This is a genomic window from Saccharopolyspora oryzae (assembly GCF_027853915.1).
Taxonomy (GTDB): domain Bacteria; phylum Actinomycetota; class Actinomycetes; order Mycobacteriales; family Pseudonocardiaceae; genus Saccharopolyspora; species Saccharopolyspora oryzae.
Genome location: NZ_JAQGLA010000028.1, coordinates 21,684 through 36,998 on the forward strand (window position 1 = coordinate 21,684; position 15,315 = coordinate 36,998).

At 70.3% G+C, this 15,315-nt stretch carries 18 protein-coding genes; 6 read left to right on the top strand and 12 right to left on the bottom strand.

Features of this window, described 5'->3' with window-relative positions; translation table 11 throughout:
- Window positions 1-5 precede the first annotated feature (5 nt).
- On the bottom strand, window positions 6-1,916 hold the full coding sequence (locus OU415_RS18365) for an N-acetylmuramoyl-L-alanine amidase (RefSeq protein ID WP_270950095.1): 1,911 nt from the start codon (window positions 1,914-1,916) through the stop codon (window positions 6-8).
- A 301-nt stretch (window positions 1,917-2,217) separates the two neighbouring features.
- Window positions 2,218-2,778 carry a flavoprotein gene (locus tag OU415_RS18370; protein ID WP_270950096.1) on the bottom strand — a complete coding sequence of 187 codons (561 nt, stop codon included), beginning with the start codon at window positions 2,776-2,778 and terminating at the stop codon, window positions 2,218-2,220.
- A gap of 47 nt (window positions 2,779-2,825) precedes the next feature.
- Between OU415_RS18370 and OU415_RS18375 the strand changes: the two genes are divergently transcribed.
- Window positions 2,826-3,014 (top strand): hypothetical protein, encoded by a 189-nt coding sequence (locus OU415_RS18375; RefSeq protein WP_270950097.1) that lies wholly within the window; start codon window positions 2,826-2,828, stop codon window positions 3,012-3,014.
- A gap of 20 nt (window positions 3,015-3,034) precedes the next feature.
- On the opposite strand, the gene OU415_RS18380 is transcribed toward OU415_RS18375, so the two are convergent.
- The 3 genes from OU415_RS18380 to OU415_RS18390 all read right to left on the bottom strand — a co-directional run bounded on the left by OU415_RS18380 (window position 3,035) and on the right by OU415_RS18390 (window position 5,170).
- Window positions 3,035-3,628, bottom strand: coding sequence for a TetR family transcriptional regulator (locus tag OU415_RS18380; RefSeq protein ID WP_270950098.1), 594 nt, complete (start codon window positions 3,626-3,628; stop codon window positions 3,035-3,037).
- 49 nt (window positions 3,629-3,677) lie between these two features.
- Window positions 3,678-4,130 (bottom strand): nitroreductase family deazaflavin-dependent oxidoreductase, encoded by a 453-nt coding sequence (locus tag OU415_RS18385; RefSeq protein WP_270950099.1) that lies wholly within the window; start codon window positions 4,128-4,130, stop codon window positions 3,678-3,680.
- 179 nt (window positions 4,131-4,309) lie between these two features.
- Window positions 4,310-5,170 carry a helix-turn-helix transcriptional regulator gene (locus tag OU415_RS18390; protein WP_270950100.1) on the bottom strand — a complete coding sequence of 287 codons (861 nt, stop codon included), beginning with the start codon at window positions 5,168-5,170 and terminating at the stop codon, window positions 4,310-4,312.
- 115 nt (window positions 5,171-5,285) lie between these two features.
- Here OU415_RS18390 and OU415_RS18395 point away from each other — a divergent pair, with 115 nt between their 5' ends.
- Window positions 5,286-6,278 carry an aldo/keto reductase gene (locus OU415_RS18395; RefSeq protein ID WP_408641867.1) on the top strand — a complete coding sequence of 331 codons (993 nt, stop codon included), beginning with the start codon at window positions 5,286-5,288 and terminating at the stop codon, window positions 6,276-6,278.
- 127 nt (window positions 6,279-6,405) lie between these two features.
- Here the strand turns inward: OU415_RS18395 and OU415_RS18400 are convergent, their stop codons facing one another.
- Both OU415_RS18400 and OU415_RS18405 read right to left on the bottom strand, forming a co-directional pair.
- A complete protein-coding gene (locus OU415_RS18400) occupies window positions 6,406-7,308 on the bottom strand; it encodes an LLM class flavin-dependent oxidoreductase (RefSeq protein ID WP_270950102.1) in 903 nt (300 codons plus the stop codon).
- Window positions 7,309-7,362: 54 nt separating this feature from the next.
- Entirely contained in the window at window positions 7,363-7,911 is a 549-nt protein-coding gene (locus tag OU415_RS18405) for a chorismate mutase (RefSeq protein ID WP_270950103.1), read from the bottom strand.
- 81 nt (window positions 7,912-7,992) lie between these two features.
- Here OU415_RS18405 and OU415_RS18410 point away from each other — a divergent pair, with 81 nt between their 5' ends.
- Window positions 7,993-8,538 (top strand): phosphatase PAP2 family protein, encoded by a 546-nt coding sequence (locus OU415_RS18410; RefSeq protein ID WP_270950104.1) that lies wholly within the window; start codon window positions 7,993-7,995, stop codon window positions 8,536-8,538.
- Here OU415_RS18410 and OU415_RS18415 read toward each other — a convergent pair.
- Window positions 8,450-9,280, bottom strand: coding sequence for a Rossmann-fold NAD(P)-binding domain-containing protein (locus OU415_RS18415; RefSeq protein WP_270950105.1), 831 nt, complete (start codon window positions 9,278-9,280; stop codon window positions 8,450-8,452). The two genes, OU415_RS18410 and OU415_RS18415, sit on opposite strands and share 89 nt — an antisense overlap.
- Window positions 9,277-9,711 (bottom strand): nuclear transport factor 2 family protein, encoded by a 435-nt coding sequence (locus OU415_RS18420; protein ID WP_270950106.1) that lies wholly within the window; start codon window positions 9,709-9,711, stop codon window positions 9,277-9,279. The genes OU415_RS18415 and OU415_RS18420 overlap by 4 nt, the downstream gene beginning before the upstream one ends.
- A 102-nt stretch (window positions 9,712-9,813) precedes the next feature.
- On the opposite strand from OU415_RS18420, the gene OU415_RS18425 reads away from it, so the two are divergent.
- A complete protein-coding gene (locus OU415_RS18425) occupies window positions 9,814-10,623 on the top strand; it encodes a helix-turn-helix transcriptional regulator (protein WP_270950107.1) in 810 nt (269 codons plus the stop codon).
- On the opposite strand, the gene OU415_RS18430 is transcribed toward OU415_RS18425, so the two are convergent.
- Window positions 10,614-11,750 carry a DUF418 domain-containing protein gene (locus OU415_RS18430; protein ID WP_270950108.1) on the bottom strand — a complete coding sequence of 379 codons (1,137 nt, stop codon included), beginning with the start codon at window positions 11,748-11,750 and terminating at the stop codon, window positions 10,614-10,616. The genes OU415_RS18425 and OU415_RS18430 overlap by 10 nt on opposite strands.
- Before the next feature lie 115 nt (window positions 11,751-11,865).
- On the opposite strand from OU415_RS18430, the gene OU415_RS18435 reads away from it, so the two are divergent.
- Window positions 11,866-12,468 (top strand): TetR/AcrR family transcriptional regulator, encoded by a 603-nt coding sequence (locus tag OU415_RS18435; RefSeq protein WP_270950109.1) that lies wholly within the window; start codon window positions 11,866-11,868, stop codon window positions 12,466-12,468.
- Between the two features lie 189 nt (window positions 12,469-12,657).
- Here the strand turns inward: OU415_RS18435 and OU415_RS18440 are convergent, their stop codons facing one another.
- Window positions 12,658-13,278 carry a YigZ family protein gene (locus OU415_RS18440; RefSeq protein WP_270950110.1) on the bottom strand — a complete coding sequence of 207 codons (621 nt, stop codon included), beginning with the start codon at window positions 13,276-13,278 and terminating at the stop codon, window positions 12,658-12,660.
- Window positions 13,279-13,430: 152 nt separating this feature from the next.
- Here OU415_RS18440 and OU415_RS18445 point away from each other — a divergent pair, with 152 nt between their 5' ends.
- The gene (locus tag OU415_RS18445; RefSeq protein WP_270950111.1) at window positions 13,431-13,628 is read left to right on the top strand and encodes a KOW motif-containing protein; all 198 of its coding nucleotides are present in this window, start codon (window positions 13,431-13,433) and stop codon (window positions 13,626-13,628) included.
- Between the two features lie 315 nt (window positions 13,629-13,943).
- Here OU415_RS18445 and OU415_RS18450 read toward each other — a convergent pair whose 3' ends face one another.
- The gene (locus tag OU415_RS18450; protein ID WP_270950112.1) at window positions 13,944-15,065 is read right to left on the bottom strand and encodes a 5-methyltetrahydropteroyltriglutamate--homocysteine S-methyltransferase; all 1,122 of its coding nucleotides are present in this window, start codon (window positions 15,063-15,065) and stop codon (window positions 13,944-13,946) included.
- Between the last annotated feature and the right edge of the window lie 250 nt (window positions 15,066-15,315).

Below are 15,315 nucleotides of genomic sequence, written 5' to 3' on the forward strand. Positions count from 1 at the left end.
GGAGGTCAGGCCTCTTCGAGGTCTGATTCCTTCACGTAGACCCAGCGGTGGTTGTAGGAGACCGGGACGTAGGTGTCCCTCCCGATGACCACCTCGTGGTTGTTCGGATCGTTCACGCCGTCGTAGCCGACGTTGTAGTCGATCGCCCGGCCCGCTCGACCCGCGACGTACACCTGCCCCAGCGGGAGCTCGTACGGCAGCGGTTCGATCACCCGTGGTTCGAGCCCGTCCGGGTAGTCGCCGGCATCCGGCAGCGCCATGCCGTAGGTCGGGACGCCGTCGCGCACCGGCGTCACCAGCTCGGCGTCGTCCGCGGGTGCGGTGTTCACGCCGTCCGGGTCGCGCAGCCACGCCTTCTTGCCGTCGAACCACAGCGCCAGCCAGTCGTCCCGGCGCTCCGCGACCGCGTACTGGCGGCCGACGGTGGCCTTGGCCGACCAGTCCTCGATCTTGGTGGTGCCGGGCGAGCCGTCCGGGTGCACCGAGGTCGAGCCGAGCAGCGGGGCGTCGTCGCGCGGTTCGCTGCGCAGGTACAGGAAGTTCGCCGGCTGCGACGGCAGCTCCCGGCACTCCTCCTCCGGCGGGCACTCGGTCACCACCGGCCGGTTCGTGTCGAACCTGGGGAAGATGGTCACCACGTCGTCGCCGCCGGTGTCGCCGTCCAGCGGGGCGCCGAGCAGGTTCATGTAGTGCGCCCAGTCCCAGTACGGGCCCGGGTCGTAGTGCTCGCCGCCCGCCTGCTCCGGCTTGTCGGCGCTGACCTCGTTGTGGCCGAGGATGTGCTCCCGGTCGAGCGGGATGTCGTACTTGTCCGCCAAGTACTTCACCAGCTCCGCCGACGAGCGGTACATCTGCTCCGTGTACCAGGTGCCGCCCTCCGCGGCCCAGCCCTCGTGCTCGATGCCGATGGAGCGCATGTTGCGGTCCCAGCTGCCTGCGTGCCACGGCATGTCCTTGGTGGGCACCATCTGCGTGACCTGGCCGTCGGAGGAGCGGATCACGTAGTGCGAGGCCGCGCCGTGCGCCGGGTTCTGGAACGCCGAGATCGTGGACTGGTACGAGGTCTCGGTGTCGTGGATGACGATCGAGTTGATCCGGACGTCCTTCGGCCGGTTCGCGGTGTCGTAGTTGCCGTAACCGCCGGTCGGGTCCTCCGGATCGGTCGGCGCGTAGGCGGCCGGGACGTACCTGCAGTCCAGGTCGGCCGGGCACTCCGGCTCGGGCGCGAGCCGGGTGGCCGATGCGTCCGCCAGGCCGGTGCCGGTCAGGTCGCGGTTCGGCGTGACCTCGGGGATCTCGGTGAAGCCGACCCGCTGGCCGGTCGAGGTGGTGCGGCTGCGACCGCGGTCGAGCACCTCGTAGACGGAGTCGGCGAAGGACCGCGCACCGCTGGCCTGCGGGCTGCCGCTGAGCTCCGCGACGGCCGGGTACCAGTCGCCCATGGTGGTGGGCAGCTGCCCGTCACCCAGCTGCTTGGCGCGTTCGGCCAGCAGCGCGGCACCGGCCCGGATGTTCTGCTCCGGGTCGCGCTTGACCTGCTCCGGCGGGAGGTCGACGAGTTCGGCGGCCTCGGCCAGGGTGTGCAGGGCGGGGTTGTCGGCGAGCTTCTTCAGCTTCGGGTTCTCGCGGCGCAGCTGCTCGAAGTCGACCTCGGTGAGGTGCATCGGGCCGTAGCCGCCCGCCTTGCTCTGCTGGCCGCGGTGGTCCTCCCAGCGGGTGAGCTGGTAGGAGGTGGCCAGCAGCAGGGGCGCCGGGACGCCGAACTCGGCGGCAGCCGATTCGAAGGCCTGCTGCTCGACGGTGCTGGGTTCTTCCGGGGAGGTGCCGGAGGCGGGCTGGGCGGCACCGGCCAGCAGGCCGGTCGCCGCGGTCGTCACCACGGCAGCTCGCCACCAGCGCGGTTTCCTGGTGGTCAAGATCTTCGCTACCTCGCAATTCCATCGCGGGTGCCCTCAGCGGACGCGTGAGGTCACCGCGTTGCCGCTGCGGAACCTGCCGTCCCCGGCGGCGGTGCGTTCGGAAGTGATCAAGAGCTTGGGTTGAGATGTGTCGCGCCTGTTGTCCCCCGTTCCGGGGCGGCGCTCAGACCTTTCTGGTTCGGCATGGTCGTTCAACCCATCCACGTATCCCGCGCGCCCGAGGGTTCATGGGCCGCTGCCAGGCCCAACGGCGCTGTTCGAGCCGCCTGCTGGCGCGGCGCGCTCGACGGCAACTGGCCTAAGCGTCCGAAGTGGACTTCTGCACGGCGTCCTCGACCGCGTCGAGGATTCCGGACCACGGGATCTCCGGAGCCTGCCCGCTGCGCGGTCCGTGCATCGCGAACTCCTCGTCGAGCAGGACGTGGGTGCCGGTCGCGCGCAGCGTGTCCACGTGCGACTGCCAGGCCGGATGCCGGACCTGCGTCGCGTTGATCTTCGGGAACACGACCACCGGCAGTCCCGGAGTCCCGATGGCCTCGCCGAGCGTGGTGAGCGCCTGGTTGTCGGCGATCCCGAGCGCGAGCTTGACGACGGTGTTCGCGGTGGCGGGGCACAGGAGGTAGCAGTCGATGTCCGGATGCGGCCGGGCCTCCCCGGGCAACCGCGGCTCAACCCGGCAAGCCAACCCGGTGACCTCCTCGATCCGCTCGAGCTCCCCGGTGGCCCGCAACCAACTCCCAGCAGTGGGGGTCAAGGTCACCGCGACCCGCCACCCCCGGGAGATCGCAGGCTCGACGAGCCCACCCCGAATCCCCTCGACCCCACCAGCACCGCAACCAACAACCCCAAGAGTCCGCACGGCCCCAGTATGCAGGCGCTGTCAGGGGGTTTCGCGAGCATCGCGCCATGCGAACACTGGTCGATGCCGAGCCCCGGGCCCACTACGGTCTGATCTTCCTCGAGAGCGGACAGGATTCTCCTGATATGTCAGAGGCTTTCAGGGGCCAGGCGAACGGTATTTGCGGTGCCGGCAAGACCGGCTACCTGATCATGCTGACCGGCTTGCACACGGGACCCGTCGGCTTCACCGAGTGACCACGTCGGCGATCCTGGGTTTACCAGAGGCCGGCTGTCAGGTCTCGCATGCAGCGGACTGCGATGTCCGCTGGTTCTGGTGGGTCGGCGTCCATCGCTGCCCAGGTTTCGACCGCTACGCGGATCGCCGTGGTGGCCGCTGCTGCTGTCAGGCGGACTTGGAGGTCGGTCGGCTCCGCACCGGTGCGCTCGGCGAGGAGCGGGAGCAGCTCGTGCTCCGAATCCTGGTTCACCGTTGCCCACACCGTGCGCAGAGCCGGGTCGTCGGCTGCTGCGCGCAGGAGGCCTCGGGCCCACTCGAGGGACTCCGCGTCGTCCGCGTCGCGGACGGTCATCGCACGTCGGGCCGCCTGCTCCAGGGCTTCCGGCAGGGGGACGTCGTGCGGTGTTCCGGCCAGGTTCTGCTGCCAGCGGCGGGCGCCGAAGTTCAGCAGCGGTGCGACGGCGTCCTGCTTGATGCGGAAGTAGCGGTAGAAGGTCCGCAGGCTCACGCCCGCCCGGTCCGCGATGGCCTCGGCCGTCGTGCCGTCGGAGCCGCGCTCGGCGAACAGCGCAGCGGCGGCTCGGGCGATCTCCAGCTGGGTGGCGGCCTTGCGGCGCTCGGTGAGGCTCACGCCCCCAGTCTAAGAACAACGGCGCACCGTGCCAGTCAGGCACGAACTGTCAGACTCGCTGGACGCGGACCAGCGGCAACCGCTCAGCGATGTCGTCCGGCAACGGCTCCGGACTCGCCAGCTCCTCGATGCCCAGCGTCCGGCCCAAAGCCGCTGCTGAGCGGGCGTGCGCGCGGCGGTACTGCTCGAGCCGCTCGCGAGCTTCGTCGGCCGGCAGCACCACGGCACGAGCTGGGACACCGCGCAGCCGCCCGGTCCACACCCGCACCTCGGGATCGGCCACGACGTTCCGGAACCACTGCGACTTCGGCCCGTAGCCGGACACCAGCAACAACGCTCCGGGCTCCCGGTCGAGCACCTCCAACGCCGCGTATCGCGGCTCCCCGCTCCGCCGTCCCCGATGCTCCAACATCATGAACCGACTGCCGAGCAACCACCCGAACCCGCGCTGGAACAGGGGAATCGGAGCCCGAGCGATCCACCGAGGTATCCGTCGCACCATGCCCCGGTCTACCACCGATGCCCGGATTCCACTATGGACTCGACCCTCGCATTCCCGGGGGACGCAAATTCAATGGAAATCAGACCTCCGACTTCCATTGAAATTGCGGAAGTTCTCCACAGGACCAGGGGGTTGTCCACAGCCGTCGGCGTGTCGGGATGCGACGCACCGGTGGAGGTTCAGGCGCGGTGTTCCGGGACTGCGGGGGATTCGCGGCGGGCGACGAGGTTGAGGAGGGCCACCGCGTCGTGGTCCGGGGTGCCCGGTTCGGCCTGGTAGACGACGATGCGGTGGTCGGCGCCGGACACCGACAGGACTTCGTAGGTCAGGGACATCGGGCCCACCGCGGGGTGGTCGAAGTCCTTCACGCCCGAGGACTTCGGCTGCACCTCGTGGCGGGACCACATCGCCGGGAACTCCTCGCTCTTGCGCATCAACTCGTCGACCAGCGCCTTCAGTCGCCGATCGGCCGGGTTGTCGCCGAACCTCGCGCGCAGGTCGGCCACCGAGTTCTGCGCCACCTCCGGCCAGCCCACCATCAGCGTCCGCGCGCTGGGGTGCAGGAACAGGTAGCGCGTGGTGTTGCGCCGCTGCTCGGGCCACTGGTCGATGCCGGCGAGCAGCGCCTGCCCGGCGGGATTCGAGGCCACCACGTCGTTGCAGCGGTTCAGCACGTAGGCGGGGGAGTCGCCGAGCACGCCGAGCAGGCTCAGCACGCTGGGGCGGACCGACTCGACCTCCGGCTGCTCGGGGTGCCGGACGCCCGAGGCGTGCCGGGCGAGGTTGTGCAGGTGCTGGTGCTCGGTGGCGTCGAGCAGCAGCCCCCGCACCAGCGCGTCCAGCACGGCATCGCTCGGGTGGCGTTCGCGGCCCTGCTCCAGCCGCGTGTAGTAGTCCGCGCTGATCCCGGTGAGGGCGGCGACCTCCTCGCGCCGCAGCCCCGGTGTCCGCCGCACGCCGTGACCGGTCGGGATGCCGACCTCGTCCGGTTTGCGGCGGGCGCGGCACGCCTTGAGGAAGTTGCCCAGCTCGTTGGTCACCGGTCGATGTTGCCACGAGCGCAGCCTGGGTGTGGCACTCCCAGGAGAAGCGCGACCTGCCGCGCGGCCGGCTACCCGGCCAGCATCAGTGGTGACCGACGAACGGGAGGACGAGATGACGGTGCGACGGGTTCAGCTGGGCTCCGGGCCGGTGGTGGGTGCGCAGGGCCTCGGTTGCATGGGGATGAGCGAGTTCTACGGCCCCACCGACCAGGACGAAGCTCGGCGCACGCTGGAGCACGCGCTGGCGCGCGGCGTGACCATGTTCGACACGGCCGACATCTACGGGATGGGCGCCAACGAGGAGTTCCTGTCGCCGTTCGTGCGGGCCAACCGCGAGCAGGTCGTGCTCGCGACGAAGTTCGGCCTGATCCGCAAGGCCGATGACCCGCGCTACCGGGGTTTCCGCGGCGATGCGGCTTACGTCCGCTCCGCGGCGGAGGCGAGCTTGCGGCGGCTCGGCGTCGACGAGATCGACCTGTACTACATGCACCGCCGCGACCTGTCCGTGCCGATCGAGGAGACGGTCGGCGCGATGGCGGAGCTGGTCGCCGAGGGCAAGGTGCGGCACCTCGGCCTCTCCGAGGTGACCGGCGACGAGATCCGCGCGGCGCACGCGGTGCACCCGATCGCCGCGGTGCAGAGCGAGTGGTCGGTGTTCAACCGCGACGTGGAGCGCACGGCGGTGCCCGCGGCGAAGGAGCTGGGCGTGGCGCTGGTGCCGTACTCGCCGCTCGGCCGCGGTTTCCTCACCGGGGCCTTCGCGAACGCGGAGAAGCTGCCGGAGGGCGACTTCCGCCGGGATTTCCCGCAGTTCTCCGGCGAGAACGCGGCCCGCAACGCGGAACTGCTGCAGCCGCTGCGAGAGGTCGCCCAGCGCCACGACGCGACGCTGGCGCAGGTGGCGCTGGCCTGGCTGCACGCGCAGCAAGGCCTGGCAGTGGTCCCGATCCCCGGCACCCGACGCCGCACCCGCCTCGACGAGAACCTCGGCGCAACGGACCTCACCCTCACCGAAGCGGACCTCGTAGCCCTGGAACCGATCGCGGCCCAGGTGGAAGGCACCCGCTACCCCGACATGACCTTCACCGCAGCAGCCCGCGAGTGACCCGGCTCCGAATCTGCGCGCCCTTTCCGCAGGTGGAGACCCGTGAGTACTTTGGGGCGCTATAGCACCCCAAAGTACTCACGGGGCCTGACCAGCGACGACGGAGCTCACCGGAGTCCTTGCCCGGTCAGGGGCGGCACTTCGGGGATCCGGCGGTGAGGAGGCGGCGGGTTTCGCCGAGCAGGTCGCAGGACGCGTGCCAGTCGCCGGTCACCGCGACGGCCAGTTTCTCCACTCCTGCCTCGGCGTATGCCGAAAGCTGTTCTGCCACCTGCGCTGGGGTTCCGGTTGCGGCGCAGCGTCGTGCGGTTTCCGCTGGTACGCCGTGGGTTTCGGCGAGCGAGCCGGCCAGCTGATCGGCCAGCGTCGGGTCCGGGCGCTTGGTCAGCGCGCAGTGGATCATCGAGGCCAGGCGGGGCGCGGGGCGGGAGTGCTGGTCGGCGAGTTCGCGGAGTTGGGCGGACTTGGCGCGGATCTCGTCCGGGGTGTGCAGAGCAGCGAACCAGCCGTCGCCGTAGCGAGCTGCTCGGCGCAGCGCGGCGGGAGACGCTCCGCCGATCCACAGCGGCGGGACGGGCGCGGGCGGCGCGAGTTCGACGGTCGGCCCGTCCGGCAGGGACGTCGGCGAACCCGCCAGCAGCGACGGCAGGAGCTGCAGGAACTCGTCGGTCCGTGCCCCGCGCGCACCCGGGTCGACGCCGACGGCGTCCCAACCGCTGGAGCGGTCGCCGACCCCGATCCCCAGGTGCAGCCGGTCACCACCGGTCAGGTGCTGCAGCGTGGCGATCTGCTTGGCCGCGCACACGTGCGGGCGCAGCGCGGGCAGGTACACGGCGAAGCCGATGTCGATGCACTCCGTCACCGCCGCTGCGGTCGCCAGCGCCAGCATTCCGTCCAGCACGGGGGATCCGCTGGCCAGGTGGTCGCCGCACCACAGCGAGTCGAGTTCGACGTCCACCGCGTGGTAGGCGGCCTCCCTGATCTCCACCTCGGGAAGTCCCGTGCGCGGCAGGAAGATTCCGATGTCCATCTGCTGCTCCTGGGGGTCGCTCCACCCAGGTTCCGACTTAAAGCGCGCTAGAGGTCAAGAGTTCTCGCACAGGGACGGCAGCGCTCGCGCGAGCCCGGTCGTGTGCAGGTGGTCCAGGCGCAGTTCGGTTCGGGTCCGGTTGAACGCACCGGCCAGCCGGCCGTTGCAGGACGGGTGATCGCGCAGCTGCTCGGTGTCGCGGAGCTCCAGCAGGATCTCGTCGTTCAGGCGGTCGATGATCGGCCGGATCTGGCCCAGGTCGGGGCGCTCGGTCGGCGCTGCGTCGGGGTGCGCCGCCCAGTAGTCGTGCAGGGCGTGCTGGACGACCTTGCTGGCCTCGATCTGGTCGCGGAAGATCCGCTTCGACTCTGCGGGATCCAGGCCCAGCTCGGCGGATTTGCGCGCCACGGCGTCCAGGACCTGTTGCTCGCGGGCGGGATCGTCGATCGGCTGTCCGGTGCCCCACTTGGCGGCGGCCACCTGGTCGGCGGTCGCGACGCGCTCGGCCGCCGAGTGCAGCAGCGGGTCGAGCGAGACCGGATCGGCGTGCGCCGGGGCGGCGAGCGCGACGACGACGGCACCAGCGACGAGCAACGACCGCACGACGAACCTCCAGGTCGGGGACCGGGCCGCGAAGCAGTATTGCCCACGGCGAGATCTCGGGCCACCGCTATTCTCGGCGCAGTGATCGACCTCAGCGCGGACCTGTACCGCGCGATCGCGAGCTGGGCGGACGCAACCCCGCTGTGGGCGCACCACATCGCGCTGCTCGCGACGCAAGCCCTGCTCGCCGGCCTGGCCGCGCTGACCCTCCTGTCGTGGTGGCGCGCGGAGCGCCGCGCAGCGCACCTGATCCCGCTGCTGGCCGGCGTCCTCGCCTGGGTGCTCGCCGAACTGCTGAAGGACGTGATCCGGCAACCGCGCCCGTGCCGCACCATCCCGATCGACACGATCAAGGCCTGCGCGGAGGTGAGCACCTGGTCGCTGCCCAGCAGCCACTCGGCAGCCGCTGCGGCATTCGCGGTCGCCCTGGTCCTCCAGTGGCGGCGGATCGCGCCGCTGGCTGCGACGCTCGCCGTCCTGGAGGGCTTCACCAGGATCGTCATCGGAGTGCACTACCCGCATGACGTCCTCGCGGGGTTCATCCTGGGCGCGGTGCTGGCGGTGGTGTGCACTCGGCTCGGTTCGCGCGCGCGAAGTCGCGGAACGACCGCGCCGGGCGCCCGGTGAGGTCCGGCACGGTCGAGGTGACCAGGTCTTCCGACCCGGCGCGGATGTCGACGTCCATCGCGGCCAGCGCAGCGGCGAAGTCGGCGGGCACCCCGGAGGCGAGCTGCCGGGCGCGCTCGTCCCGGGTGACGTCGTGGTGCCGGACCGGCCGCCCGGTGATCTCGGTGAGGATCGCCGCGGTTTCGGCGTAGCTCAACGATTCCGGACCGGTGAGCAGGTATTCACCGGCCACCTCGCCCGAGGTGAGAACGGCGGCCGCGACCGCGGCGATGTCGGCGGCGTCGATCCAGCCCAGCCGTCCGTTGCCGGTGGCGGTGCGGATCACGCCGCGCTCCCGCAGGTCGACCGCGACCGGGTGCGGACCGGTGAAGTTCTGCATGAACCCCGACGGGCGCAGCACGGCGGAATCCGGCATCGCGGCAACCCGCTCGCGCAGCTCGTCGAGCCCAGGGATCACCGCCAGCGACCCGAGCAGCACCACCCGGCGTCCCTCGGCGGCCCGCAAGAACGGCTCGACCAGCGGCATCGGGTCCAGCACGCCGATCGGCGGCACCAGGTACACCCGATCGGCACCGTCCAGCGCGGGCCCGTGGGTCCGCGGATCGGACCAGTCGAAGCGCACCTGGTCGGGATCGGCGCCGGGGTGCCGGCTGGCGATCCGCACCGCGATCCCGCGTTCGCGCAGCAGCGCGGCGAGCGGACGCCCAGTCTTCCCGGTGCCGCCGGTGATCAGCACGGTCATGCGCGCACCTCGCCGACCAGCTCGTCCGCCAGTTCGCGGAGGGCGCCACTCGCCCGGGCCGCCCGCACGGGGCTCCAGTAGTCGTGCAGCTCCGCGAAAGCGCCGTCGCGCACCACGAACACCGAGGCGTAGCGCATCTCGTAGTCGGCACCGGTCGCCACGGTCCGCCCGCGGGCGGTGAACTCGACGACGATCGTGCTCGGGTCGGTGGTCCGGTGCACCGCGACCGACGGGAACCCGGTGATGTCCATCCGGTTCGGGTAGTCGGCCAGGTACGCGCGCAGCTCCTCCCGCCCGGTCAGCCGCGCCGGGGTGTTCTCCGCGAACGGGAACTCGACGGTGCAGTCCGGGGCGAACAGGTCGGCGAACCCGTCCATGTCCTTGGCCAGCAGCAGGTCCAAAGCCCGCTGGAACAGTTCTGCAGCTTCCACGTCGCCCAGACTTCCCGCCCGGCGCCGCCGCAGGCAGGACCGAGGTTGCCCCGGACCAGCGGTCCGTGGCTGGGCGGTCCGGGTTCGTGCCAGGCTGGACCGGTGAACAAGCTCGAGCTGGCCCGGTTCCTGCGCCACCGCCGGGAGGCCCGGCGGCCCGCGGAGGTCGGTCTGCGGGTGAGCGGCCGTCGCCGCACGCCCGGCCTGCGCCGCGAGGAAGTCGCCTGGCTGGCCGGGGTTTCGACGAACTACTACGAGCGCCTGGAACAAGCCCGCGCCCCGCGCCCGTCCACGCAGGTGCTCGCCGCGTTGGGCACGGCGTTGCGGTTGACCGAGGCGGAGGGCGAGCACCTGGCCCGCCTGGCCGGGCAGGCCCCGCCGGTGCGCGACGAGCCGGTGCCGGACGGCGTGCTGCGCCTGCTGGACCGGCTGGGTCCGGTGCCGGCGTACGTCGTCGACGAGCGCTACGACATCGTCGCGTGGAACTCGCTGGCAGCGGGCCTGATCGCGGATTTCGCGGCGGTGCCGCCGGAGGAGCGCAACGTGCTCCGGATGTCGATGCGCGGTGACCGCTGCTCGTCCGGCAACGACGAGTTCGCCAGGCAAGCGGCGGCGGACCTGCGCCTGGCCGCGGGCCGCCACCCGGACGACCCGCGGATCACCGCCCTGACCAGGGAGTACGCCGAGTTCAGCGCGGATTTCGCGACGTCCTGGACCGAGCACGACGTGCAGACCCGCCCAACCCTGCGCAAGCGCATCGAGCATCCGGACCTGGGCGGACTCGACCTGGAGGCGCAGGTCCTGCACGCCCCGAACAGCGCTCACCGCCTGATCTTCCTGACCGCGGAACCGGGCACTCCCGCATACGAAGCCCTGCTCTCCCTGAACCGGGCTCAGGGCGTTCAGCGCTGAGGCAGGCGGTAGGCCCAGTTCCACGCGGCTTCGAGGGGGCCTCGCTCGAATCGGCGGAGCCACCACGTCGCCAGGGTCATGAACATCGCGCAGATCGCCGCCCAGGCCAGCAGGACCCACCACGGGCGGGCCCAGTCCATCCGGGAAGCCAGGCCGAAACCCCATCCGTAGCAGAGGATCGTGGCCACCAGGTTCTGGAAGACGTAGCAGGACAGGGCAGTTCGGCCGACCGATGTCAGACCTCGGTGCAGCGCACCGGGTTCACCGCGCAGCTTCGCCAGCACCGTCGGGATCAGGCCGAGCAGTCCGAGCGCGATGATCGGCGGCAGGATGTAGCGGTCCACCATGAACCAGTTCGGCCCGGCGAAGGTCGTCACCAGGTTCAGCGGCACGCCGATGCCGAAACCGAACAGCATCAACCGGTTTCGCAGCTGCTGGCGGTCGGCGTCGAACACCCCGGCCCGGTACAGCCGCGCACCGGCCAGGAACAGCAGCGTCGACAGCGGGATGATGAAGATCGCCTCGGCGCGGAAGTCGCCCCAGTTCGCCAGGCGCGTCGAGAGCTGCTCCAGGTAGCTGCCGTGCGTGTAGCGGTCGGTCGACGGCGTCACCAGCGACACGTGGCCGCGCAGCATCCCGAGGGTGGTCAACCCGATGAACGCGACGTGCGCGGTGCCCATCGCGATCATCCAGCCGCGCTGCGCCCGGTCGCTGCGGCCGATCAGGTAGGCGACCAGGATCGAGGTCACCGCGTAGCTCATCAGCACGTCGTACTCGAAGATCAGCACGTAGTGCAGCAGGCCCTCGGTGAACAGCAGCGCGGCCCGCCACAGGTACCACCCGGGCCACTTGCCGCCGCGTCGGCGCGCGGAGCGGTACTGCAGCTCCAGCCCGATGCCGAACAGCAGCGTGAGCAGCGCGAGGAACTTCCCGTTGGCCAGCCAGCGCAGGACCGCTTCGACGTGCGCGGCGCCGCTGTCGAGCGTGAAGTTCAGCGCGGCCGCCGGGCCCTGCGGGTTGGTGAAGATCCAGATGTTGGTACCGAGGGTGCCTAGGATTGCCACGCCGCGGATGACGTCGAGGGCGGCTATTCGCGTGGTGGTGGGTGCCTGTTGCAGGGATGTCATGGGTTCCCCAGTTCGTCGGAAGCGCTCCGCTAGTGACGGAGGGTTACGATGCAAGTGCATGGTAAACGGCTCGCGCGCGGGTTTGCAATGCGGTTGCATTGGAAAGGTTGGTGACGTGCCGAAACAGGTCGACCACGAGGCTCGGCGCATCCAGATCGCCGAAGCGCTGCTGCGCCTGGTCAGCCGCGGCGGGCTGGAGGCGGTGAGCCTGCGCGACGTCGCCGCGGAAGCGGGCATCTCGATGGGCGCGGTGCAGCACTACTTCAAGACCAAGGAGCAGATGCTCCTGCACGCGATGGACCACGTGACCAAACGCGCTGGTGAGCGGATCGTGGCCGCGCTGAGCAAGCACGGCGAACGGCCGCCCGTGCGGGAGGTCGTGCGCACGGTGATGCTCGAGATGCTCGCGCTCACCGAGGACAGCCGCATGGAGTTCCTGACCCACCTGGCGTTCTTCCAGCGCGCCCTGAACTCGCCCGAGCTCAGCGCGAGCTACCGCGAGTGGTGGCCGGAGTTCGAGCGCTGGCTGGCCGGGGAGCTCCGCACGGCGCAGGAGTCGGGCGAACTACCGGCGGACCGGGATCCGGTCCGAGAAGCGGAGGTGCTGCTGACCGTCCCCGACGGCCTGTCGATCGGCCTCCTCCTCGGCCAGAGAACGGGCGAGGAGTCGATCGCCACGATCGACTACCACCTGGACCGCCTCTTCGGCACCACCTGACTCCCCCGGGGCGCTCCGCCGTCCGCGGGCACGCAAATTCAATGGAAATCAGATGTCCAATTTCCATTGAATTTGCGGAAGTTCTCCAAAGCGAAGACGACCTGTCCACATCCATCGGCGTGTCGGGATCTGACACGCCGAGGGCGTGGGGTTTCCGTTGGTGGTGCGGACCCCGGTCGGGGTGTCCGGTCAGGCGGGGACTTCGGCGTGGGTGAGGCCGCCGAGGGTGGCCTCGGCGGTGCCGCCGGTGGCTTCCGCCAACCAGGTGCGGAAGGCGTCCACTTCGGATACCGGAACGTTGATGTGGAACCGGACCACGTCCTGGTACTCGGTGTCGACCACCTGGTAACCGGCCGATCGCAGATCGTTGTCCAGCTTGCCCGCGATCAGGTAGTCCACCGAGGTCGTCACGGTCCGCACCGGCCTCCGCTCGAGCAGGCCGACGTGGTCCAGCGCGGCCGACACCGCGCCGCCGTAGGCGCGCACCAGGCCGCCGGCGCCGAGCAGCACCCCGCCGAAGTACCTGGTCACCACGGCCACCGCGTTGGTGATCTCGTTGTGCCGCAGGACCTCCAGCATCGGCACCCCGGCAGTGCCCGCAGGCTCGCCGTCATCGCTGGACTTCTGGACCTCGCCCAGGTCGCCGAGCACGAAGGCCGAGCAGTGGTGGCGCGCGTCGTGGTGCAGCTTGCGGCGCTGCTGGATGAACTCCCGCGCCTCGGCCTCGTCGGTCACCCGCGCCAGCGCGCACAGGAAGCGGGACTTCTTCACCTCCAGCTCGTGCTCACCGGGCTGCTTGATGGTGCGCATCCGTCCCCTTCGGCAGGTGGTGTTCCTCACGGCCCCGGAGGGCCGCTCCGGCCATCCTCCCATTGCAGCAATGGTGCAGGTCAGCGCGGCATGTCGACGATCGGGGGACGGCGATTTCCGTTGTGGCCCGCGGCCACGTAACGTCCCCCCTCATGGAGCAGTCCTCGAGCCCGTTCGAACCAGGCGCGCGGGTCCGCGCCACGTTCGGCCGGTTCCGCGACAAGGTCGGCACGGTGGTGGAGACCGCCAGCGGCCTCCCAGAAGTCTTCGAAGGCCCCGTCCTGTGGGTCCGCTTCGACGGCGCGGAAGAGCCCGGCCTAGTAGCCGGCCGCTTCCTCGAAGCCGCATAAGACGCAGTTTCACCGAGGTTTTCCATCCTCGTTCTGCGTGTCGGTGCAAGTGGCGGAACCTCAGCGACCGCCTGGACTCCGGATGCCCGACTCCAATGCACGGCAGTCGGGCCGTCCTCGCCAGGCGAACGCTGAGAACCCGCGGCGGTGCCGGTCATGCCTCGCAGTCGCAGACCAGACAGGATGCAAAGGCTCAATTGACACTGCGGTCCCCCGTGCCTGGGATGTGCAGTTTCAATTGAAACTGTGTTCAGTCGTGACTGAAATCTGCAGTCGCAGTGAGCGCCCTCCACCCCGGTCGGCGACCGCGAGGGCTCAGCCCCAGACCTCGGCGGCGGTCTCGACGACCAGGCGCAACTTCGCCACTTCCTCGTCGTAGGTCAGGGTGTTGCCGTCCTTGGTCGAGGCGAAACCGCACTGCGGTGACAGGCACAGCTGGTCGAGGTCGACGTAGCGGGCGGCCTCCTCGATGCGGCGCTTGAGCGAGTCCTTCGATTCCAGCGCGCCGCGCTTGGTGGTGACCAGGCCGAGCACCACGGCCTTGCCCTTCGGCACGAACCGCAGCGGCTCGAAGCCCCCGGAGCGCTCGTCGTCGAACTCCAGGAAGAACCCGTCCACCTCGAGCTCGTTGAACAGCGCCTCCGCGACGAAGTCGTAGCCGCCCTCGGCCACCCACGACGAGCGGAAGTTCCCCCGGCACATGTGCGTGGTCACCGACAGGGTGTCCGGGCGCCCGCGCAGCGACTCGTTGATCAGCTGGATGGTCTGCAGGTGGGCCCGCTCGGCGTCGTCGCCGCGCGCGGTCAGCTGCGCGCGCTGCTTCGGGTCGTTGAGGTAGGCCAGGCTGGTGTCGTCGAGCTGCAGGTAGTGGCAGCCGAGATCGGCCAGCGCCCGCACCTCGGCGCGGTAGGCCGCGGCCAGGTCGGCGCGGAACTCGGCCAGGTCCGGGTAGACCGTCGGATCGATGGCCGCCCGGCCGCCGCGGTAGTAGAGCATGCCCGGCGAGGGGATGGTCAGCTTCGGCGTCGCGGTGCTGACGCGGTCGGCGAGCGCGGTGAAGGCGTCCTCGAAGATCGTCCGGCTGAGCCCGATCTTGCCGTTGACGTGCAGGTCCGGCGTGGCGAACTCGATGTCGCCCTGCTCGTTGTGGAACTGGACCTTGAGGTCGGCGTTCTCGACCTTCTCGACGCCGTCGAGCTGGTACAGGAAGTCCATGTGCCACGAGCTGCGCCGGAACTCCCCGTCGGTGGCGCTGTGCAGGCCGACCTCCTCCTGCATGGCCACCACCTGCGCGATCGCCTCGTCCTCGACGCGGCGCAGCTCGGCGTCGTCGATGCGACCGGCGGCGTGCTCGTCGCGGGCGTCGAGGAGGGATTGCGGGCGCAGCAGGCTGCCGACGTGATCGGCGCGGAACGGAGGGGAGACGCGAGGGCTCATGACGGCAACATAGTTTGCTCCTGCGACCGTGCCTACCCGGCGATCGCGGGACGTCGGAGCCGACCGCGAGTTCCGGGCAAAATTCGCGCTCCGCTCACCAGGTGATGTGAGATGGCGAACAGCGGCGGGAGTTCCGCTGTCCGCAGCACGCCTGGGGCGGCCGGCGGAAGTCTTTATTGGTCCAGTTGTGAGCAAGGACAAATCGGTACTTCCGGTCTCCTGGATAAACTCGAGCTGGACAACTGACGTC

Bases quoted from the DNA above. Each gene is read 5' to 3' on its own strand.
- OU415_RS18375 (WP_270950097.1), top strand. From the start codon at position 2,826: ATGCGAACACTGGTCGATGCCGAGCCCCGGGCCCACTACGGTCTGATC.
- OU415_RS18385 (WP_270950099.1), bottom strand. From the start codon at position 4,130: ATGGTGCGACGGATACCTCGGTGGATCGCTCGGGCTCCGATTCCCCTG.
- OU415_RS18395 (WP_408641867.1), top strand. From the start codon at position 5,286: ATGACGGTGCGACGGGTTCAGCTGGGCTCCGGGCCGGTGGTGGGTGCG.
- OU415_RS18400 (WP_270950102.1), bottom strand. From the start codon at position 7,308: ATGGACATCGGAATCTTCCTGCCGCGCACGGGACTTCCCGAGGTGGAG.
- OU415_RS18415 (WP_270950105.1), bottom strand. From the start codon at position 9,280: ATGACCGTGCTGATCACCGGCGGCACCGGGAAGACTGGGCGTCCGCTC.
- OU415_RS18430 (WP_270950108.1), bottom strand. From the start codon at position 11,750: ATGACATCCCTGCAACAGGCACCCACCACCACGCGAATAGCCGCCCTC.
- OU415_RS18440 (WP_270950110.1), bottom strand. From the start codon at position 13,278: ATGCGCACCATCAAGCAGCCCGGTGAGCACGAGCTGGAGGTGAAGAAG.
- OU415_RS18445 (WP_270950111.1), top strand. From the start codon at position 13,431: ATGGAGCAGTCCTCGAGCCCGTTCGAACCAGGCGCGCGGGTCCGCGCC.
- OU415_RS18450 (WP_270950112.1), bottom strand. From the start codon at position 15,065: ATGAGCCCTCGCGTCTCCCCTCCGTTCCGCGCCGATCACGTCGGCAGC.